This is a genomic window from Devosia sp. XGJD_8, from assembly GCF_046614475.1.
GTDB lineage: Bacteria > Pseudomonadota > Alphaproteobacteria > Rhizobiales > Devosiaceae > Devosia.
Genome location: NZ_JBKJHF010000001.1, coordinates 2,527,501 through 2,545,061, shown reverse-complemented (window position 1 = coordinate 2,545,061; position 17,561 = coordinate 2,527,501). Strand labels below are relative to the sequence as shown.

Sequence of the window (17,561 nt, the reverse complement as noted above, 5' to 3'; positions counted from 1 at the left end):
GTCCTGCGCCACAAGACGGCGCGACTGGTGTTATCGCCCGAAGGCGTTAATTTGTGATTTCGACCGAGTAGTTTTCGATCACGGTATTGGCCAGCAGCTTTTCACACATGCTGTTGAGTTCGGAACGCGCGCTTGCCTCGTCGGTTCCGTCCAGGACCAGGTCAAAGACCTTCCCCTGTCGCACAGATGCAACACCACCAAAGCCCAGGCTCTTGAGCGAGCCTTCGATCGCCTGACCCTGGGGGTCGAGGACGCCGGCCTTGAGGGTGACGGTGACGCGCGCTTTCATGGCAATACCCTACGACGACTTACTGGACGAGGCGCGGACCGGTGGTCAGCGCATTGTCGGTTTCAACCAGGATGCCCAGGCGCTGGGCGACTTCGCGATAGTTCTCGATCAGGCCGCCAAGGTTCTCGCGGAAGCGGTCCTTGTCCATCTTGTTGCGGGTCTTGATGTCCCACAGGCGGCAGCTGTCGGGGCTGATCTCGTCGGCCAGCACGATGCGCATGAGGTCGCCCTCATAGAGGCGCCCGCATTCGATCTTGAAGTCCACCAGCTGGATGCCGACACCCATGAACAGGCCGGTCAGGAAGTCGTTGACGCGGATGGCCAGGCTCATGATGTCGTCGAGTTCGGCAGGGGTGGCCCAGCCGAAGGCGGTGATGTGCTCTTCGCTGACCATGGGGTCATGCAAAGCATCGTCCTTGTAGCAGAATTCGATGATCGAGCGGGGCAGCTGGGTGCCCGGCTCGAGGCCCAGGCGCTTGACCAGCGAACCGGCGGCATAGTTGCGCACGATGATTTCGAGCGGGATGATCTCGACTTCCTTGATCAACTGCTCGCGCATGTTGAGCCGCTTGATGAAGTGAGTCGGAATGCCCAGGCCGTTCAGCTTGGTGAAGACGAATTCCGAGATCCGGTTGTTCAGCACACCCTTGCCATCGATGATCTCGTGGCGCGCGCCGTCACCGGCGGTGGTGTCATCCTTGAAATACTGAACCAGAGTGCCCGGCTCAGGACCCTCAAACAGGATCTTGGCCTTGCCCTCGTAGATTTTGCGTCGGCGGTTCATGGGGAATCCGGACCGTTGGAAGGAGGGAGAATTTGGCCGCTTCATGCGCTAGAATCCTGCAAAAATGCAAGCTCTTTCGCAGCGCGGTGCCAGATGGCGGGCTGCCGGGCCGTGCATAAGGTCGCATCACGGCGCCAGCCGTTGATTTGAATTGCCGAACCGCCTATGTCGATTGGCAAGCGCCGGAGAGGCGGCAGGACACAACGCCAAGCGGGAGATTTGCATGAGCCAGTTCGAGGATCGGCAGAAGGGCCAGGAGGCCAAGTATGCCTTCGACGCCGAAAAGAAGTTCAAGGCGGAAGCGCGCCGTAACAAGCTGGTCGGTATCTGGGCCGCTGAGCTGATGAGCCTGACCGGCGACGAAGCCAAGGCCTACGCCGCCGAAGTGGTCGCCGCCGATTTCGAGGAAGCCGGCGATGCGGACGTGTTCCGCAAGGTTTCGGCCGATCTCAAGGCCAAGGGTCTCAACATCGGCGACGACGTGATTCGCCAGAAGATGGACCAACTCGTGCTGGTCGCCAACGAGCAGATCGCCGCCGAGGGCTGATCGCTCTCCCATTTCGACAGTTGCAAAGGAGCTGGCCCTGGCCGGCTCCTTTTTTTGCCCGTCAGTCGATCCGCAGAGCCATGCCGATCGAGGCGGGCATGACCGGCTCGAAGCCGTATTTGGCATAAAGAAACTGGGCGTCGCCATCGGCGATCAGGCTCACATAGGCGCTGGCCGGGGCATGGGTGCGCAAATGATCGACCAGCGCTGCGACGATGGTCTTGCCCAGACCCTGGCCCTGATGCGCCGGCTCCACGGCAATATCGACGATCTGGAAGGCCGTGCCGCCGTCGCCGATGATCCGCCCCATGCCGACAGTGTCGTCGTCATGCCGGATGGTGACGGCAAACCAGGTATTGGGCAGGCCCGCCTCGGCTGCCGCCTGGCTCTTTGCACTCAGGCCGGAAACGAGGCGCAGCCGGCGATAGTCCTCGACGCTCGGGGTGCCGACAAGCAGGACATAGTCGCTCATTTGAGCCGCTGCATCAGCCGCGTGAACATTAGCAGGCCCTCCGGCCAGGGCCCGTGACCCGAGGCGACGTTGATGTGGCCGGCTTCGCCCGCCTGATGGAAATCCGACCCCCAGCAGGTGGCGAATTCCACGGCGCGGTCGATGCTGCAGAGGGGATCATTGGTCGAGGCGACCAGGATCGAGGGAAAGGGCAGGGGGTCGCGCGGGATCGGGCGGAAGCCAAATGCCTCCTCGGGCGCATCGGCGCTCAGCTCGATATCGGGCGGGGAGACAAGGAATGCGCCCCGCACATTGTCCGGCAGTTGCGGCCCGGCATGCGCCACGGCGATGACCGAAAGCGAATGGGCGACCAGCACGACGGGCCGGGTGGTGAGCCGCGCGGCCTGGTCGATGGTGGCGACCCAGTCGTCGAGATCGGGTTCGTGCCAGTCAGCCTGCTCGACAATGGCGGCATTGCTCATGCGTTCGGCCCAGCGGGTCTGCCAGTGGCCGGGGCCGGAACTGCCCAGGCCGGGCAGGATCAGGATGTCGCATTCGGCCAGCTTCATGTGCGGTGCGTCCTGTCGCGATAGAATGCGGCACTGGTCTGGGTGAGCCCTATGGCCTTGTAGAAGCCCTCGGCCCCCGGCAGGGCCAAGAGGACAATGGTGCAGCCCGGGCCGAGGATTTCCGTCGCCTTGTCCATCAGGATCCGGCCGATGCCCTGACCCTGGCTGTTCTCGACCACCGCCATGTCGGCGCAGTAGCAGATCCAGTTCCAGTCGGTCATGCCGCGGAACAGGCCCACCAGCCGGCCGCTGTCGTCGCGCGCGGTGACGACGAGGTTGGAATTGTCCAGCATGGCCTGCACCCGCTCGGTATTGCCGAGCGGGCGGGTCGGGCCGAGCGCCGACTGGCCGACGCAGGCGACATATTCCTCAGCGGTCAGGCCGGTTTCCTGGGCGCAGATAATGCTCATCACGCCTCGCCAAACACGCGCTTGAAGATCGTGTCGACATGCTTGAGGTGATAGGCATCATCAAACATGGCGTCGATTTGTGTATCGCTCAGAGTCACTTCCGGGTCGGCCTTGAGGTTGGCTGCGAACTGGCCGGCGCGGTCGCCCTGCATGGCCCAGACCTTCATGGCATTGCGCTGCACGGCGGCGTAGCTGTCCTCACGGCTGTAGCCGGCCTGGGTCAGCGCCAGCAGCATGCGCTGGCTATTGTGCAGCCCGCCGAGCAGGTCGAGATTCTTCCGCATGTTCTCGGGGTAGACCACCAGCTTGTCGATGACGCCGGTGAGGCGGGCCAGGGCGAAGTCCAGCGTCACCGTGGCGTCGGGGCCGATCATGCGCTCGACCGAGGAGTGCGAAATGTCGCGCTCGTGCCAGAGAGCGACGTTTTCCAGCGCCGGGGTCACCATGCCGCGCACGAGACGCGCGAGGCCGGTGAGGTTTTCGGTCAGCACCGGATTGCGCTTGTGCGGCATGGCTGAGGAGCCCTTCTGGCCGGGGGAGAAGAACTCCTCGGCTTCGAGCACTTCGGTGCGCTGCAAGTGGCGGATTTCGACGGCCACGCGCTCAATGGAACTGGCGACGACGCCGAGCGTGGCAAAGAACATGGCGTGGCGATCGCGCGGAATCACCTGGGTCGAGACCGGCTCGATGGCCAGGCCCAGCTTTTCGGCGACATATTCCTCCACCTGCGGATCGATATTGGCGAAGCTGCCGATGGCGCCGGAAATGGCGCAGGTGGCAATCTCGGCCCGTGCCGCGACGAGGCGCGCCCGGTTGCGCGTGAACTCGGCATAGGCCTCGGCCAGCTTGACGCCAAAGGTCGTCGGCTCGGCATGGATGCCGTGGCTGCGGCCGATGGTGATGGTGTTCTTGTGCTCGAAGGCCCGGCGCTTGAGCGCGGCAAGCAGGGCGTCGCAATCGGCGATCAGGAGATCCGCGGCCCGCGCCATCTGAACCGAGAGCGTGGTGTCGAGAATGTCGGAAGAGGTCATGCCCTGGTGCACGAAGCGGGCATCGGGACCGACGATTTCGCTCAAGTGCGTCAGGAAGGCGATGACGTCATGCTTGGTGGTGCGCTCGATCTCGTCGATCCGCGCGACGTCGAAGCCATAGTCGCCCTTCTCTGCCTTGCGGGCATTCATCACGTCCCAGATGTTCTGGGCACTTTCCCTGGGCACCACGCCCAGTTCGGCGAGCTTGGTGGTGGCATGCGCCTCGATCTCGAACCAGATGGCAAAGCGGGTCTCGGCCGACCAGATGGAAACCATTTCGGGGCGAGAGTAACGCGGAATCATGGGCTTGGGCTTTCGGGTTCAGAGATCGATTCAGGCAAGACGGGTGGTCGCGGCCTGCCTTATGGCGGCTATGCGTGGCTGGTAGGTGGCAGCGTCGTTGCCGCCATAGACGGAGGATCCGGCCACGAACACATTGGCGCCGGCATCGGCCACGGACCGGGCATTGTCGGCGCTGATGCCGCCATCGACCTCGAGGTCGATGTCGCGACTGGCGATCAGCGCGCGCGCCTGGCGGATCTTGTTGAGCGATTCCGGGATGAAGCTCTGGCCGCCAAAGCCGGGATTGACCGACATGACCAGCAGCAGGTCGATATCGTCGATGACATGCTCCAGCGCCGAAACGGGCGTCGCCGGATTGATGGCGACACCGGCCTTCTTGCCCTCGGCCCTGATGGCCTGCAGCGTGCGATGCAGGTGCGGGCCGGCCTCGGCATGGACGGTGATGATATCGGCGCCGGCGCGGGCAAAGGCGGCCACATAGGGATCGACCGGCGCGATCATCAGATGCACGTCGAAGGGCAGGGTGGTGAACTTGCGCACCGAGGCCATGACCAGCGGCCCGAAGCTGATATTGGGCACGAAATGGCCGTCCATGACATCGACATGGATATAGTCGGCGCCAGCCTCCGCGATGGCGGTGATCTCCTCGCCCAGCCGCGAAAAATCGGCCGACAGGATGGACGGAGCGATGCGGATCGGACGTGCAGTCATGACGGCGGCACCTCAGCCGGGAGGGGATGAGGCTGCTATAGGGCGGGAAAGGGGGAGAGGGCAAGGGCGGAGGCGGGCAGCGCCGGCCCACTTGCGTATGGGCGAGGCCCTCACATGCGCGCGATGCGACACCGGGGTGCATTGCTTTGCCGGGCGGAGGCGCTAGAAACAGGCGCGCAACTGGAGCGTCGTCCACGTGGAATTCTCTTTGCCTTTGGTGTTTGGCGCGGGGGTGCTGAGCTTTCTCTCACCCTGCGTGCTGCCCCTGGTGCCGCCCTATCTCACCTATATGAGCGGGGCGAGTTTCGACCAGTTGCGGGCCGACGACAAAGGCGCGGCGGCGCTGCAGCGGCGCGTGGCCTTCACCTCGCTGTTCTTCATCCTCGGCTTTTCGGTGGTCTTCGTCACCCTGGGGGCCACGGCGACGGCCTTCGGGCAGACGTTCCGCCAGGCTCTGCCCATCCTCACGCCGGTGGCCGGCGTGCTGATCATCGCCATGGGCCTCCATTTCATCGGCGTCTATCGCATCGGCCTGCTCGACCGGCAGATGCGCCATAACGGGCCGGGCGTCGCCAGTGGCCCCTTGGGCGGGTTCCTGCTCGGGCTGGCCTTTGCCATCGGCTGGACGCCCTGTATCGGGCCGGTGCTGGCGGCGGTGCTGTCGGTGGCGGCGAGCCGCGACACGGCCTGGGAGGGCGCGGGCCTGCTCGGGCTCTATTCGCTGGGGCTGGGCGTGCCGTTCTTCCTGGCTGGCATTGCCATCGGGCCGTTCCTGGCCTTCTTCCAGGGCTTCAAGAAGCACCTGCATACGGTCGAGCGCGTCATGGGCGTGCTGCTGGTGATTACCGGCGTGCTGTTCCTCACCGGCAATTTCACTCGCCTGTCCTACTGGTTCCTCGAGACCTTCCCGGTTCTGGCCAATTTCGGCTGACCGGGCAGGTCTTTCAGAGCAGCTTGAGGCCGCGCAGCGAGGCGTGGCCGGATTTGCCGATGATGATGTGATCGTGCAGCGTGATGCCCAGGGGCTTGGCGATATCGGAGATTTCCCGCGTCATCCGCACATCGGCCGATGAGGGCGAGGGATCGCCCGAGGGGTGGTTGTGCACCAGGATCAGCGCGGTGGCGGAATGCTCGAGCGCCCGCTTGATGACTTCGCGCGGATAGACCGGGGTATGGTCGACGGTCCCGGTCTGCTGCACCTCGTCGGCGATCAGCCGGTTCTTCTTGTCGAGGAACAGGATGCGGACGTGTTTCTCGATTGGCTTTGTTGCCAACAAATCAACGCGTTACCGCAAACGTCCCCCAAGACGTCCCTTCGGCGTCCCTTAGTCGTTGTTCCCCGTCCGTTTCTCCAGCCGCATCCGGGCGACGCGGCTAGTTTGCTTGATGGTCCCGCGATTGTAGCGAGCACTGGTCTGCCGGTTTTTGTGTCCGGCGGATTTCATAACATCGGTCTCGGCAGCGCCGAGGTCGTAAGCCTCTGTGATTGCGCCGGCACGGGCGTCCATATTCTGAATAGTTTTTGGCACGCCAGCGGCATTCGCCACCAGGCGCCATCGCTGAGTGTAGTTGCGGTGCTTGAATGGCTCGCCAGTGGTTTCGGCTATGATCATCGGCCCGATGCGCTTCTCGGCGGGAACGCGGTCGATTTCCTCCAGAAGGGAAGGATGAAGCTTCAAGTCATGTTCGACGGGGATCCCGGTCTTCGTGTGGGTCTTGCGAAGGATCAAATCCGCATCGATGTCAGACCACAGAAGCCCGTTTGTCCATCTGGTGTCGCGGTGGCGGATTCCGCCTTCGCCCCCTGCTATCGGTTCCCATTCGCCGATTACGTCCTTCTGCCGCATGGTGAGTTCGAACTGAAGCACGGTTCCCAACGCGATGGAGTGCCAGCCCTGTTCGTGTGCCGCCTTGCGGATCGCCTCAACGTGGTCCGCCGTCATTATGGATGTGCGGGCCGGGGGCGTGGCAAAGCGAATTTTTGAGAGGATGGTGTCCGCCCGAAGGCAATCCTCAAAGCCTAAGGTTACGCCGTAGCTGATCAGTTGGCGGACAGTGTCCATAGCGTGTTTGGCCCGCCAGGGGCGGGGGCGCTCACCTGGCGGCGCAGGCTCGCCCCACTTGCGGTGCCAGCCTTTGAAGTCATTCCCAAGCAGTTTATTGATTTGCCGGGCTCCGACCGTCCCCTCGATTATCTTGAGGGACTTTGTGACGTTGATCGCGCTGTTCCACTTAAGTCCGCGATACGGCGAGTCCTCATCGGTCTGGTACAAGCGGGATAGGCTCTTAATCGTGCCGTCATAGGTTGTACTGGCCTTCTCCGCCCCAGCAGCCCAAGTCAGCATCTCCGCCTGCAGGACGTAGCAGCGCGCGGATAACTGCGCGCGCCCTTCTGGGGTGTCAGGCAGGTGGAGGCGGACGCTTGATGGTCGATAGCCGCGCGCCACCAGGTCAGACCTCGCCATCCAGTACAAGCGCTCCGACCCATCCTTGTTTCGCTTGCGCTTCAGCCCAGGGAAGTCGGTCAATTCCACGTCTCCGCACCGTCAGCTGTCGACGGCAGTACCCCGCCCCGACCAAGCCCGTGTCGGCGGTCCAAGAACGCCTTAACGGCTGGCCAGTAGCGGCACCCTGTTAGTGGATCAATACGGGGCAGACCTTCACGCTCTAGCACGGTGGCTAGGCCAGCCCAGCGGGCCAGGGCGCCGGTGCCAAGCACCCTCTGCGCAACAACAACTTCTGGGATGTACAGGGCACCATTGTCGTTAGCGGCTCTCATATACACCCTCCCTAGACGTGCGACTAAACGCGTGATATCCGACAAATGGTAGCATATGCCTTTTGGCTTATCAATCAAAATGGTGGATACGAGTCCAAATGACGGATGTTGCGAAGTTCGCCGCAGACAACCCAGAGCTCTTCGCGGCACAGGTGCGCGCGGCGCGGGGCCTTCTGAATTGGAGTCAAGCGTACCTGGCAGAGGGTATTGGCGTGGCTCGATCAACGATTGCCGACCTGGAGTCCAACAAGCGCGCGCCTCACCCAGCAACGCTGTTCGTGCTCATCCAAGAGCTCGCTGCAGCGGGGATTGAGTTCGGGGAGTTGGGGGTCAGTTTTGAGAAATACCCGCCGTCAGCTTATGTGCCGACCGGGATCAAGCAGAAGAAGTAACGCCCGGCCGGCGCGAGAAGGTTGGGTTGCACACCTCAAGGGTGGCCAACCGGGGGAACTGTTGGCGCCATTTAATCCCTCGAGACCACCACCTCGACTTCGCGCGGCTCCTCGCCAGGGACGAGCAGCATTGCGCGGCGGATGACGGGAACGCTGGTAAGCGGTGCTGGGGGAAGTTTTGACGCTTGGGTCATGCTTTTGATTTCCTGGTGTCACTCGCTTGATCGCGGCGACGGGTTCAATGTGGCACACCGTGCCGACGGTGGCAATGAGAAATGCATCTAACTACTTGATATAATTGAGCTTTTAAGCGTTTTCGCTTATTTCCGTGTCGTCGTTCAACGGAATAAGCGCTTATGCGCTTATATGAGCTCCGCGGAACTTGCCTAAGCGAGCAAGCACGTAAAGAATGGCAGGGCTCCGAGTCAGAAGCGCCCCCGAGGAACCCAAGGCCTCGGGGGCTTCTTTGTGTTAGGGTCGCAATCAGGGTCGCAGCGGCGGCTCTTTGAGGGGGCAAGATGAGGACACTAGGAGCGCTGGTCGCTGGATTTGTCAGCTATTTCGCAGCGTTGATCCTACTCGGTTTCGTCCATGGGTTCGTCACGGAAGGTTCGCGGTTGGGGATTTGGTTGGCCGTGTTTAACGCCTTGTCAGTCGTGGCGGCGATGCTGGTGGCAATATGGGTTGCACGGCCCCGGCACCCATGAAACTGGAAACTTAGCTAGCCAGCCGGCGCCGATACAACTCAGCCGATATCCCAGCCAGTAGGTTCCGCACCGGCATCGGCTGGGCGTCGGCCTTGATCTCGGTCTTGAACCGCTCGAACAGCAGCCAGTTCAGCCTCTGCAGGAAGGCCGTGTCTTCGGTCAGAATGCTATTCGGCGGCGGCATGATCAGGATGCGGGCGACGATGATGTCGATCTCTGTGTCGACATCCCGCGGGATCGGCGTGCAGATTTGGCGCCACCATGCCTCTGTGGCCTTGTCGGCCGCATCCTGTTTGTCAGCGCCATGACCATCCACAGAGAACCAGCCAGGCCACTGAACGGACCAGCGCCAGCGAGGGACGCCAACCTGATCCCCCAACGACAGCTTGCCGAGAAACTGCACTTCGGCCCTTCGCTCGGGGTGATCGTCCCCAGCCGGATAAGCAACGTAGCTACCTCGCTCTGCCCGCCATCTGAGCCGCGCTGGCACATCCACGATCGAACCTTCCGGACTCGTTTGTTCTCATTTCGTTCTATGGCGGGGCGGTTGGAGGAGTCCAGATGGGACTGTGATCAAATTATGATGTTTGGAGGATCGAGGGGCGATTGGAGCGTTATGCTGGCCAGCCACTACGAGGAACGCAAATGCCGCCGCGAAAAACCAAGCCCGGTCCAAAAGTGGGCGACACGCTGGTTATAGGCCTGACCATCCTGAAGGTATGGGATGATGGGCGGATCACCGTCGAAATGCCTAATGGCAATAGGGAGACATTTCCGCTCGATCGTGCCGACGTCCGGGCCATCGAAGCAGACAAGATACTAGTGCCGAAGGTCTGGGATAATCCTGGGCGGTGACCGCCAATCCTCTATCATGCTGGCCGGCCGTTCGCTTTCCGAGCAGCGACGCGCGACAGGCCGCGCACCTGCTCCAGCAACATGCTTCCGGTGATCTGCATGAACTGGTTCTGCGCGACCCTCGGCGTCAGGCCTTCAGTGCCCCACGAGTGCGACGGCGCAGCTGTGCGGCTGAGAGACACCCTGCCCCAGAAGATATCGGCGCCCGCCGGCACCGCGCCCAGGACGATCTGGTTTTCCCATTCCTGTGGCTGCGCTCCGACGCATGACGCATTGCGGAACGTGTAGGCATAGGTGCACAGCTTTGCGTAAACGTCTGCTCCGAGGTCAGGAACTGCACCAGCGTGTCGCCCGTGGACAGGACGAGCCGGTCATCCTTCTCAATGACCAGTTGGCCGCCTACGTAGCCGAGAAACCCGTTCATGGTGCCCGCACCTGGATGGACGCGCCACCTGTGAATGTGCCGTTATAGGCCGCCGGCGGTGAGGCATGTTCTTTGGAGTTGGCCATGGGGCCTCCTAATGAATTAACCCCGCTCGATGGCGGGGCGTGGGGGTAGGTAGTTCCGATGGGGGTAGCGGCGGCACCTTGCGGAGCCCCGCGATACCGTCCTATTTTAAGAGGCGGCGCTCCGATGGGGACCATAGCTTGACCTTGATCCTGACGGCCATCACGCCCGACTTCGCGGTCATGGCAAGCGATCGGCGACTCTCAACATCGCAGGGAGTCGTCACTGACGAGAGTGGCAAGGCAGGGGTCATTCATACGGACGACGGAACCGCCATATACGCCTTCACAGGACTAGCAGAGCTGGGATCGTTCCGCGCCAAGGAGTGGATACAACAGGCACTAATGGAGGCCTCTGACGGCACGCTAAACGAAACCCTCTACGGGTTTGCCGGGATCGCTCAGAAGAAGTTCGCCAACCTCGCCTATTACGGCCAGGGTATCACTTTGGCAGTTGCTGGCTTTTCCGACGTGGTTGGCCCGTTCATGGGGACGGTCAGCAACCTTGAGGACGTCGCTGGCTCTTTCCTTCCTCGTCCGACCAAGGAATTTCAGACCAGAATCCGGATATCGCCCAACTTAAGCACTGTGGACTTCAGCGGTGTGATGGCCAATGGCATCAATCAGACTGAGTATCTTGTAGAGCTGCATGAGCTTAACGCATTGATACTGGCGGAAAGCCCACATTATGCGGTCGAGCAAAAAGCCGCCCACTTGGTACGGAAGCTGGCGGACGATCCGCGAACTGGAGGGACCGTCGGTAAGAATCTCATGGTTTCCACGTTACACCGGCCGCCACCTGGGCGGCTGCCGGTTCCATCCGCAACTTACATGCCCTTTGGCGAGGCTGACCGGATACACATGTTAGATACCGTCAATCTCCGAACGACCGGGCCGAAGATCGCCTTTCGAGACATCGAAATGGTCTTTGATGAGGGGCAGCGTATTGGGCCGAAGCTGGGACGGAACGATAAATGTCACTGTGGTAGCGGAAACAAGTTCAAGCACTGTCATGGACGGTGAAAAGCGCGGAGCGGCCAAGCGATTAACGATCGATAAACATTTGACCTTGCGCTACTAAACGTCGCGATCCATTCTCCCTCCATTGTTTGGGGGACTACCATGTTTAAGAAGACTGCGATCGCGCTTGCCGCGACATCAATGCTTGCTGCGGCGACTATTTTGTCGGGTTGCGCTACCACCTACAGCGAAATGGGCGCTATGGGCGGCGTCATGGCCGCGCCCGTGACCAACGACGTTTATCGCATCTCAGCCCGTGGCAACGGATACACCGACGCCACTACTATTCAAGACTATGTTCTGTTGAAAGCATCAGAGACTACTATCGCCGCCGGCAAGACCCATTTTGAGGTCATCAATAATCGCGATGCGACGAGCAACGTCACACAGCAAACCGCAGGTACTTTCGGGCGTGGCCTTTTTGGGGGTGTCTCGTATAGCCCTGGTTTCAACTACGAGATCGTGAAGCCCGGCGAGGACCTGATGATCAGAGTGTCAAACGCCTCTGGGCCGAACTCCTACAACGCGCAAGAAGTGTTCAACAATATCAATCCTCGAGTTAAGCGGCCTAAGGGCTGACCATGCGCTTTTGGCCGCTACTGGCGGCTGCAATCATCGTGCTGGAGTTCTTGCCAGCGCCGGCACTGGCCATCGAGCAGAGCGCGGCCAACCCGTCGATCTACAAAGTCGACGTCGCCCAAGTGAGTTGCCAGCCGCGCCGAACGTGCGGCCAGATTGGCTCTTGCGAAGAGGCAGTTTGGTATCTCTACAATTGCTCCTGGGGCGGTCGGCTGGACGGCGATAGCGATGGCGCGCCCTGTGAACAGCTTTGCGGGAGCAACAATTGAGAAGCCCGATCCTTTTAGTTGGCGCGATCTTGGCTGGGCTTCAGTTGCCCGCACTAGCCCAGGGCCTTCCGAACGGTCCTTTCGCTGACGAGAACGCTTACAATGCGGCACTGGCGCAGGTTACCGCTACTGTAAGCGGCACAGATACGGTTGGCGTGGTGCGATCCGTGGAACTTCTGATAGACGATCAAGTCGAAGGCGGGTGTTGGACCAACGCCAGCGCCATTGCTGCGAGGGTGCGCGCGGAACTAGAAAAATTCGGAATCGCTGTCTACCAGGAGCCGCTTGCCCTGCGAACGGTCTTTGCGCCGCTCTTACAGATCAACGGTCTGGGATACCGCGCCGGAGGCGAGGTGTGTGTTGTGTCCGCCTCTATGGAGGTCGTCTATTGGGGCACAACCAGACTAGGGGATCTCGGCTACACCGGCCGCGCGTTCGAATTTGAGAACCCGGTCCTGCTCTGGAGCCAGAATTCGGTGTTTTCCAACTCCATCAGAGTGGACGATCAGCTCATGAACCAAGCGCAGGAGTGGGTAGACACTCTTATCGGTGACATAGCAAAGGCTCGGAGGTCAGAAGAGGTAGAGGCTGTGCTGAGTACCTGGCCGAGCGCCAAGGCGATGACAGCTGCGCAGTTCGAAGAACTCCTCAAGGAGTACTCACAGCGGTCGGATTAGCGAGAAATTTCGACAAGGATGCCATTCCGGCTCCGAGGCATATGGGTGGTCATGCCACGGTCGCCGTTAAAGCGCGCGACAACGTGGTCGAGTTTGGTCATGGGGCTTCTTGGAAAGAGAAAGCCCGCCGGCGAGGGGCCGGAGAACAAAGGATCAACGGGGCTGTGGATTTCGCTTTTGGTATTGTTTTGGAGTCCGAATCCACCGAGCAATAGCGAAGCGGTTCCGCATTTGAGATTTTCTCAATGACGGAGTCCGCCGATGGCCAGACGCAAAGCCAAACCTCCACAACAGAAGCCACCTCTATTGCCGCCTTGGCTTGCCACGGCTCTCGCATTCGCTATCCCTAAGCTAATAGGTGGCGTGCTCTACAAGGTCGGCGCGGGGCTGGTCGTGCTGTTGGGGCTGCCGTGGGGGTGAAATGCATAACTTGAAAGTTGCCCGTCGCACGCAAGACCGCGGTGCGCTGGTCGCGCTCGGGATGATCCTTGGCGCAGTCGTTCTGGTTACGGCCATCGGGCTCCTCCAACGGTTGGTGGTGGAGCTGTCTATACCGACTCAGGCTGTTGACTTGGCAGCACGAGGTCCAAAGGAGGGGTATTGGTGGCCTGAGTTCTCCGTCAGAGACACTTATGCACAATGGGCGATGACGGCGGTCGCGTTGGTCGCGTTGGGGATTAGCGTAGTCGGTGTCGTGTTGGTACGCTTTACCTTCATTGAAACTCGGAGAACCGCCGAGGCCGCTATTTCAAGCAATGAGACTGCGAGACGACTTGGCGAAGCGCAAGTTCGGGCCTACGTCTCGTGGGATAGCGCCAACCGCGGTACGTTTCACTCCACGGAAAGCGCGGACATCTGGGGCTTCATTATCACCCCCATAATAAAGAACACGGGGCAATCCCCGGCTACCATACGGTTGCTGTATGTCGATATGCCGTTAGTGCCAGTTGAACAGCCCATCCCAGATGTGCGCTTCGACAAGACCGGCGCTGAGGTGGGTCATGAGCTGGGCTCTGGCAACCTCTTCAATATGTCTGATAGGTATATTTCGATCGAAGATGCACGCTCGGTGCATTTGCGGCAACAAAGATGCTTCTTGATGGGCTACGGAGAATACAGGGACGTGTTTTGGCAGTCTGACGCGGACACTAGGGTCCTACGCTTCTGCTTCGAAGTCACCTTTCATACTCCGCCTGACCACCAACCAATTGACCAAGCATTGAATGGCCTACGACTGCACTCTGTTCCAGACTACGTGATCGAGCCGCTAGGAACAGACTAGCGGAAATACTCCTCCGCTGGGTCATCGCTTTCCGGCTCGGCCACAACGGCATGCTGCGCTGTCGCCGGCGTGGCGCCCATCTGACCCAAGGTCATGCGCAGCAGATTCATGCCTGGCAACCCCAGTGCGCCATCAGCGAGTTTGACCTGCAGGATAGCGGCGATACCGGTGATGCCTCTGTGAGACTTGTTTAGCCACGGCATGCGCTTGGCTACGTCGCGCCAGACGGCGCGCTGTGGCACAGTGAGCCACTCGGGCGGTGGACCTAGCGGGTCAGTGACTAACGGCTCTGTGCGGGCGCTGTAGCGCGCCGGATCCTTGGCATACGCACCGGTCAAGCGTGCTTGTGCGATCGACTTTCTAGGTCGTGGCATGGGTTTTACCCCCATCGTTGAATTGCGGGAGAGTGCGCGTTAGGGGGCGAACGGTAACCAAAAGCCGTTTGGGCCAGAGAGTTGGAGGCCCCCTATGGGTGCGGCTTAGTCGGTGGTCGATTCCTCGGGGGAACCAATAGCCTCCACTGCCTTAAGCCAAATTTGCGCTGTCTCAGAGTTCGACAAGACGCGAACCTCATACGGGATATCGGCCGCATCAAAGGCAGCCCTCAAGGCCGCACCGTCAGGATTCTCCGGTACTGCCAGCAATACAGCACTGTTCCAGTCCTCCGGCTCGACTGGTGTCGTATCAGTGAAAACCTTCCAACCGCTGTCCGAAAACGCTGCCTCTAGCTGGCCCGCAATAACGGGCTCCCCTCCTTCTACGAAGGATTTCATTATCTCAATTTGGGACGGGATCTCACGCAAGCTCGATTCAAGTGTGGTGACCTGCTGCGCGGAGAGCGTGTCTTCCACCTTCTTGAGCCGCTCTTCCATCTGCTTGGTGAGCGTTGTCAGTTCGCCGTCTTTGAGGCGCATCAGGCTCTCTAGGTTGGCTACTTCCTGACCGCGCCACGCATGGCCGCCGGCGCCGCCCAATGCCAAACCCAGAAACAGAAGAACAAGAAATGCGAGCGGGGCGCCCTTCAAGGTTCCCCACTCTTTCTGGATGTGTTCGAGAATGCCGCCCATGGACAATTCATAGCAGGCCTCTTTCCGAGTTTTCAAATTCCGAATTTTGCGGATGAGCATTTTGTGCGATGGGGCCGGTGGGCATTTGGCGTCGGCATCACGTCCGAGGCACCCCCGCCCACGCCTTCACACCACCGCGACCGGCATTGAACGCGAGCCTTGGCGACCCATCTAAGCATCAAGCCGGTGCGCGAGCCCTCCGCAGCGCTGGCGTGAGAAAGGCCCCGCGCGTTCATTCGCTGCGGGGCCTTTTACTATTTGTCTGCTAGCTGATCCCGCGGATCTTCTGCTCCAATTCGGCTTTCATTCGAACCCGACGCGCCGCGCCAGTCTGGCGCGCATGCTCCAATGAGCGCAGCGCCACGCTGGTGTCGTCGTAGGCCGGGAACGCTGTAAGGGTCACCTCAAACAAGGCTATCTCTTCGAGCGTGCGTTCAGGCAAATCATCGGTTTCCAGCCAAGACTCCCTTAAGACCAAAAATCCAAAGCTACAGCCTTTCACATCCCGCCTGCCGACGGTGCCTAGGGCCGTTTGGCCGTCCGGGGTGGTCGCGTCCACGTCGAGGGTGAACGCCAACCCTTGCCTGTCCTCTCGCAGCGTGAGCGTGCCGCTGGACTTTCGGCCCAGCACGCGAGCATGGTCGTGGCCAATCAACGCCACAACGTCGCGGTCGCGAAGTGAACGGGTGAAGGCGCCGGGCGCAATGCGTTCGACAAATGCCCCAGCAATGATGGCAGGCGAGTTGAAGCGCGCGGCGTACCCAGACAGCATGGTGCCATTGGCCGTTGGGCTATCCTGGCTGCGGGTCTCCAGCTTAGCGGATTCCAAGTTTGCGCTCCGCTGCTCGGAGCCTGGCTTCGCGATCTTGAAGGGTAGCCGGCTTGTTACGTTTTGTGAGCGTCTTGGCGAAAGTGACGGCATCGAAATCAGGGATCTCGATGGCCCGGCCGTTGAGGGTCACCTTGCCATTCGGCGTGCCGCGGCGCGCGGTGGCGCGTTCGACTCTAGCCATTTGATGCCTCCTCGATTTCTTTGTCGGTGACGAAGCCACTGGCGATGGCTTCCTGGATGAACCGATCCGCAGCGGTATCGCGGTCCCAAGGTTCGCCAAGAGCGCGGCGCAGGCTGGTGGGCTGTGCGAGGTGGCTGACCCAGCGCACGTCCCCGTCGCTAAGTTCGCCGGTGATGCGCAGCATCTCACGGTGCGCGGCGAGTGCCGGCGCAAGGGCCAGCGCAGTACGTCGAATGGAGGCCTCGTATCCGTCGCGGACAGCTTCACAAACCAGCTTTGAGGCCTCGGTGTGAGCCGGGGACTGCTTCAACTTCAGAATTGCGATCGCCGCCTCAATGTCGGCGAGCTCGACTCGGAGTTTGTCCAGGTGTTCGGCAATGTCGGCGGCGCTGGGCTGGACTTCAAACGACGGGGCATCAGCCCCAAGCACGTCGCCGAGAAGCGCTGCAGCGCGCTCGCCACGGCCGCGGCTAGCGTGGTCAATCATGCCTGCAGGGATGCGGCCACGCTGAACCTTGTGAATCTCGCGCTCGATTTCGGCGCGCCGGGCCTCGAGTTCACGCAGGCGGTTGATGATCGCCCCATATTCCTGGCTGGCTTCGGTAAGGGATGGGATCTGAAGAGGCTTGGTCTTACGCATGGTTGCGGGCTCCTGAGACTAAGGCTTGGACGACACGAAAAAGCGCGCGACCGTGGATTGTGGTGGAACGACGGACCGCGTCGCCTTGCCAGTGGCTAGGCAGTGCAGTGGGTTTGATGAAGACCATGGTGTGTTGGTCGGCTGGGTCGAAGATGCGAACTTCCGGCCAGGTGGAGACGACTTCGAAGGCCATCCGACGGTTAGCGTTGGCATCCGCATCGTCTGCGGCCATAGAAGCAAACACTTGCTCCAGATAGTGGCGCGCCGTGTAACCGGCGGGACGAATGGATTCGGGCATCACTTGAGGGTCGACGCCGTGCAGAAACAGGCTGCCATAGGTCTCGACTGCATCGGGCGCGTCCTTGACCGGCGCGTCTGCTGCAAGGGCCAAGACGATGGATGCCAGGTGCTCGATGCGCACGACTGGATGATCTCGGCCATTGGACGCCGGCAGCAAACCGACTTCTCGCAGGCGCCTAGCACGCTGTTCAACATACGGTTTGGGTAGGTGCAGTTCCCGCGCCAAGATGGCGACGGTTTCGGCGATGGTCGCCATTGTTATGTCCTTTCGGGGATGGGTGGCGGAGCGCGGCGCGGCAGCCCACCAATTGAACGCCGCGCTCGACGCCTACCGGCCGTTACCGGCCGGACGCTGTCGTAGGCGCTGACCACATGGTCT

24 protein-coding genes and 1 pseudogene are annotated in these 17,561 nt (G+C 61.0%); 9 read left to right on the top strand and 16 right to left on the bottom strand.

Annotated features, from left to right (window positions below; genetic code table 11):
- Positions 1-46: 46 nt before the first annotated feature.
- Both purS and purC read right to left on the bottom strand, forming a co-directional pair.
- The gene (purS, locus tag ACLI1C_RS12190; protein WP_411397167.1) at positions 47-289 is read right to left on the bottom strand and encodes a phosphoribosylformylglycinamidine synthase subunit PurS; all 243 of its coding nucleotides are present in this window, start codon (positions 287-289) and stop codon (positions 47-49) included.
- 19 nt (positions 290-308) lie between these two features.
- Positions 309-1,073: a phosphoribosylaminoimidazolesuccinocarboxamide synthase gene (gene purC / locus ACLI1C_RS12185; protein WP_332687566.1), complete on the bottom strand. Its 765-nt coding sequence runs from the start codon at positions 1,071-1,073 to the stop codon at positions 309-311.
- A 223-nt stretch (positions 1,074-1,296) separates the two neighbouring features.
- Between purC and ACLI1C_RS12180 the strand changes: the two genes are divergently transcribed.
- Entirely contained in the window at positions 1,297-1,620 is a 324-nt protein-coding gene (locus tag ACLI1C_RS12180) for a DUF1476 domain-containing protein (protein WP_411397164.1), read from the top strand.
- 61 nt (positions 1,621-1,681) lie between these two features.
- Here ACLI1C_RS12180 and ACLI1C_RS12175 read toward each other — a convergent pair whose 3' ends face one another.
- The 5 genes from ACLI1C_RS12175 to rpe are packed head-to-tail and all read right to left on the bottom strand — an operon-like array spanning position 1,682 to position 5,095.
- Positions 1,682-2,092 carry a GNAT family N-acetyltransferase gene (locus ACLI1C_RS12175; protein ID WP_411397162.1) on the bottom strand — a complete coding sequence of 137 codons (411 nt, stop codon included), beginning with the start codon at positions 2,090-2,092 and terminating at the stop codon, positions 1,682-1,684.
- Positions 2,089-2,640, bottom strand: coding sequence for an RBBP9/YdeN family alpha/beta hydrolase (locus ACLI1C_RS12170; protein WP_411397161.1), 552 nt, complete (start codon positions 2,638-2,640; stop codon positions 2,089-2,091). The genes ACLI1C_RS12175 and ACLI1C_RS12170 overlap by 4 nt, the downstream gene beginning before the upstream one ends.
- The gene (locus tag ACLI1C_RS12165) at positions 2,637-3,050 is read right to left on the bottom strand and encodes a GNAT family N-acetyltransferase (RefSeq protein WP_411397160.1); all 414 of its coding nucleotides are present in this window, start codon (positions 3,048-3,050) and stop codon (positions 2,637-2,639) included. Before ACLI1C_RS12165 ends, ACLI1C_RS12170 begins: the two co-directional genes overlap by 4 nt.
- Positions 3,050-4,384 carry an adenylosuccinate lyase gene (gene purB / locus ACLI1C_RS12160; RefSeq protein WP_411397158.1) on the bottom strand — a complete coding sequence of 445 codons (1,335 nt, stop codon included), beginning with the start codon at positions 4,382-4,384 and terminating at the stop codon, positions 3,050-3,052. The genes ACLI1C_RS12165 and purB overlap by 1 nt, the downstream gene beginning before the upstream one ends.
- 30 nt (positions 4,385-4,414) lie before the next feature.
- On the bottom strand, positions 4,415-5,095 hold the full coding sequence (gene rpe / locus ACLI1C_RS12155; protein ID WP_411397156.1) for a ribulose-phosphate 3-epimerase: 681 nt from the start codon (positions 5,093-5,095) through the stop codon (positions 4,415-4,417).
- 217 nt (positions 5,096-5,312) lie between these two features.
- On the opposite strand from rpe, the gene ACLI1C_RS12150 reads away from it, so the two are divergent.
- Positions 5,313-6,026, top strand: a complete 714-nt coding sequence (locus tag ACLI1C_RS12150; protein WP_411398316.1) for a cytochrome c biogenesis CcdA family protein — start codon at positions 5,313-5,315, stop codon at positions 6,024-6,026.
- Positions 6,027-6,039: 13 nt separating this feature from the next.
- Here ACLI1C_RS12150 and ACLI1C_RS12145 read toward each other — a convergent pair.
- A pseudogene (locus ACLI1C_RS12145) lies at positions 6,040-6,339 on the bottom strand (JAB domain-containing protein); the annotation flags it as partial.
- An 81-nt stretch (positions 6,340-6,420) separates the two neighbouring features.
- The gene (locus ACLI1C_RS12140; RefSeq protein WP_411397154.1) at positions 6,421-7,623 is read right to left on the bottom strand and encodes an integrase; all 1,203 of its coding nucleotides are present in this window, start codon (positions 7,621-7,623) and stop codon (positions 6,421-6,423) included.
- A gap of 349 nt (positions 7,624-7,972) precedes the next feature.
- Between ACLI1C_RS12140 and ACLI1C_RS12135 the strand changes: the two genes are divergently transcribed.
- Positions 7,973-8,266, top strand: a complete 294-nt coding sequence (locus ACLI1C_RS12135) for a helix-turn-helix transcriptional regulator (RefSeq protein WP_411397153.1) — start codon at positions 7,973-7,975, stop codon at positions 8,264-8,266.
- 717 nt (positions 8,267-8,983) lie between these two features.
- On the opposite strand, the gene ACLI1C_RS12130 is transcribed toward ACLI1C_RS12135, so the two are convergent.
- Positions 8,984-9,376, bottom strand: coding sequence for a hypothetical protein (locus ACLI1C_RS12130; protein ID WP_411397151.1), 393 nt, complete (start codon positions 9,374-9,376; stop codon positions 8,984-8,986).
- 242 nt (positions 9,377-9,618) lie between these two features.
- Between ACLI1C_RS12130 and ACLI1C_RS12125 the strand changes: the two genes are divergently transcribed.
- From ACLI1C_RS12125 to ACLI1C_RS12100, 6 genes are all read left to right on the top strand, one after another.
- Positions 9,619-9,828, top strand: a complete 210-nt coding sequence (locus tag ACLI1C_RS12125) for a hypothetical protein (RefSeq protein WP_411397150.1) — start codon at positions 9,619-9,621, stop codon at positions 9,826-9,828.
- Positions 9,829-10,476: 648 nt separating this feature from the next.
- Positions 10,477-11,358, top strand: coding sequence for an SEC-C metal-binding domain-containing protein (locus ACLI1C_RS12120; RefSeq protein ID WP_411397149.1), 882 nt, complete (start codon positions 10,477-10,479; stop codon positions 11,356-11,358).
- A gap of 99 nt (positions 11,359-11,457) precedes the next feature.
- Positions 11,458-11,934: a CC0125/CC1285 family lipoprotein gene (locus tag ACLI1C_RS12115; RefSeq protein ID WP_411397147.1), complete on the top strand. Its 477-nt coding sequence runs from the start codon at positions 11,458-11,460 to the stop codon at positions 11,932-11,934.
- A gap of 2 nt (positions 11,935-11,936) precedes the next feature.
- On the top strand, positions 11,937-12,203 hold the full coding sequence (locus tag ACLI1C_RS12110; RefSeq protein WP_411397145.1) for an excalibur calcium-binding domain-containing protein: 267 nt from the start codon (positions 11,937-11,939) through the stop codon (positions 12,201-12,203).
- 167 nt (positions 12,204-12,370) lie between these two features.
- Positions 12,371-12,880: a hypothetical protein gene (locus ACLI1C_RS12105; protein WP_411397143.1), complete on the top strand. Its 510-nt coding sequence runs from the start codon at positions 12,371-12,373 to the stop codon at positions 12,878-12,880.
- A 421-nt stretch (positions 12,881-13,301) separates the two neighbouring features.
- Entirely contained in the window at positions 13,302-14,162 is an 861-nt protein-coding gene (locus ACLI1C_RS12100) for a hypothetical protein (RefSeq protein ID WP_411397142.1), read from the top strand.
- On the opposite strand, the gene ACLI1C_RS12095 is transcribed toward ACLI1C_RS12100, so the two are convergent.
- The 6 genes from ACLI1C_RS12095 to ACLI1C_RS12070 all read right to left on the bottom strand — a co-directional run bounded on the left by ACLI1C_RS12095 (position 14,159) and on the right by ACLI1C_RS12070 (position 17,438).
- Positions 14,159-14,404 (bottom strand): hypothetical protein, encoded by a 246-nt coding sequence (locus ACLI1C_RS12095; RefSeq protein ID WP_411397141.1) that lies wholly within the window; start codon positions 14,402-14,404, stop codon positions 14,159-14,161. The genes ACLI1C_RS12100 and ACLI1C_RS12095 overlap by 4 nt on opposite strands.
- A gap of 237 nt (positions 14,405-14,641) precedes the next feature.
- On the bottom strand, positions 14,642-15,229 hold the full coding sequence (locus ACLI1C_RS12090) for a hypothetical protein (RefSeq protein WP_411397140.1): 588 nt from the start codon (positions 15,227-15,229) through the stop codon (positions 14,642-14,644).
- Positions 15,230-15,494: 265 nt separating this feature from the next.
- Positions 15,495-16,058 carry an HK97 family phage prohead protease gene (locus tag ACLI1C_RS12085; RefSeq protein ID WP_411397139.1) on the bottom strand — a complete coding sequence of 188 codons (564 nt, stop codon included), beginning with the start codon at positions 16,056-16,058 and terminating at the stop codon, positions 15,495-15,497.
- Positions 16,045-16,242, bottom strand: a complete 198-nt coding sequence (locus tag ACLI1C_RS12080; RefSeq protein WP_411397137.1) for a hypothetical protein — start codon at positions 16,240-16,242, stop codon at positions 16,045-16,047. The genes ACLI1C_RS12085 and ACLI1C_RS12080 overlap by 14 nt, the downstream gene beginning before the upstream one ends.
- The gene (locus ACLI1C_RS12075; RefSeq protein WP_411397136.1) at positions 16,235-16,882 is read right to left on the bottom strand and encodes a hypothetical protein; all 648 of its coding nucleotides are present in this window, start codon (positions 16,880-16,882) and stop codon (positions 16,235-16,237) included. Before ACLI1C_RS12075 ends, ACLI1C_RS12080 begins: the two co-directional genes overlap by 8 nt.
- A complete protein-coding gene (locus tag ACLI1C_RS12070) occupies positions 16,875-17,438 on the bottom strand; it encodes a hypothetical protein (protein ID WP_411397134.1) in 564 nt (187 codons plus the stop codon). Before ACLI1C_RS12070 ends, ACLI1C_RS12075 begins: the two co-directional genes overlap by 8 nt.
- Positions 17,439-17,561: the final 123 nt, after the last annotated feature.

Excerpts from the sequence above, each read along its gene's own strand:
- purS (WP_411397167.1), bottom strand. The coding sequence starts at position 289 with ATGAAAGCGCGCGTCACCGTCACCCTCAAGGCCGGCGTCCTCGACCCC.
- purC (WP_332687566.1), bottom strand. The coding sequence starts at position 1,073 with ATGAACCGCCGACGCAAAATCTACGAGGGCAAGGCCAAGATCCTGTTT.
- ACLI1C_RS12180 (WP_411397164.1), top strand. The coding sequence starts at position 1,297 with ATGAGCCAGTTCGAGGATCGGCAGAAGGGCCAGGAGGCCAAGTATGCC.
- ACLI1C_RS12175 (WP_411397162.1), bottom strand. The coding sequence starts at position 2,092 with ATGAGCGACTATGTCCTGCTTGTCGGCACCCCGAGCGTCGAGGACTAT.
- ACLI1C_RS12170 (WP_411397161.1), bottom strand. The coding sequence starts at position 2,640 with ATGAAGCTGGCCGAATGCGACATCCTGATCCTGCCCGGCCTGGGCAGT.
- ACLI1C_RS12165 (WP_411397160.1), bottom strand. The coding sequence starts at position 3,050 with ATGAGCATTATCTGCGCCCAGGAAACCGGCCTGACCGCTGAGGAATAT.
- purB (WP_411397158.1), bottom strand. The coding sequence starts at position 4,384 with ATGATTCCGCGTTACTCTCGCCCCGAAATGGTTTCCATCTGGTCGGCC.
- rpe (WP_411397156.1), bottom strand. The coding sequence starts at position 5,095 with ATGACTGCACGTCCGATCCGCATCGCTCCGTCCATCCTGTCGGCCGAT.
- ACLI1C_RS12135 (WP_411397153.1), top strand. The coding sequence starts at position 7,973 with ATGACGGATGTTGCGAAGTTCGCCGCAGACAACCCAGAGCTCTTCGCG.
- ACLI1C_RS12125 (WP_411397150.1), top strand. The coding sequence starts at position 9,619 with ATGCCGCCGCGAAAAACCAAGCCCGGTCCAAAAGTGGGCGACACGCTG.
- ACLI1C_RS12115 (WP_411397147.1), top strand. The coding sequence starts at position 11,458 with ATGTTTAAGAAGACTGCGATCGCGCTTGCCGCGACATCAATGCTTGCT.
- ACLI1C_RS12110 (WP_411397145.1), top strand. The coding sequence starts at position 11,937 with ATGCGCTTTTGGCCGCTACTGGCGGCTGCAATCATCGTGCTGGAGTTC.
- ACLI1C_RS12100 (WP_411397142.1), top strand. The coding sequence starts at position 13,302 with ATGCATAACTTGAAAGTTGCCCGTCGCACGCAAGACCGCGGTGCGCTG.
- ACLI1C_RS12090 (WP_411397140.1), bottom strand. The coding sequence starts at position 15,229 with ATGGGCGGCATTCTCGAACACATCCAGAAAGAGTGGGGAACCTTGAAG.
- ACLI1C_RS12080 (WP_411397137.1), bottom strand. The coding sequence starts at position 16,242 with ATGGCTAGAGTCGAACGCGCCACCGCGCGCCGCGGCACGCCGAATGGC.
- ACLI1C_RS12075 (WP_411397136.1), bottom strand. The coding sequence starts at position 16,882 with ATGCGTAAGACCAAGCCTCTTCAGATCCCATCCCTTACCGAAGCCAGC.
- ACLI1C_RS12070 (WP_411397134.1), bottom strand. The coding sequence starts at position 17,438 with ATGGCGACCATCGCCGAAACCGTCGCCATCTTGGCGCGGGAACTGCAC.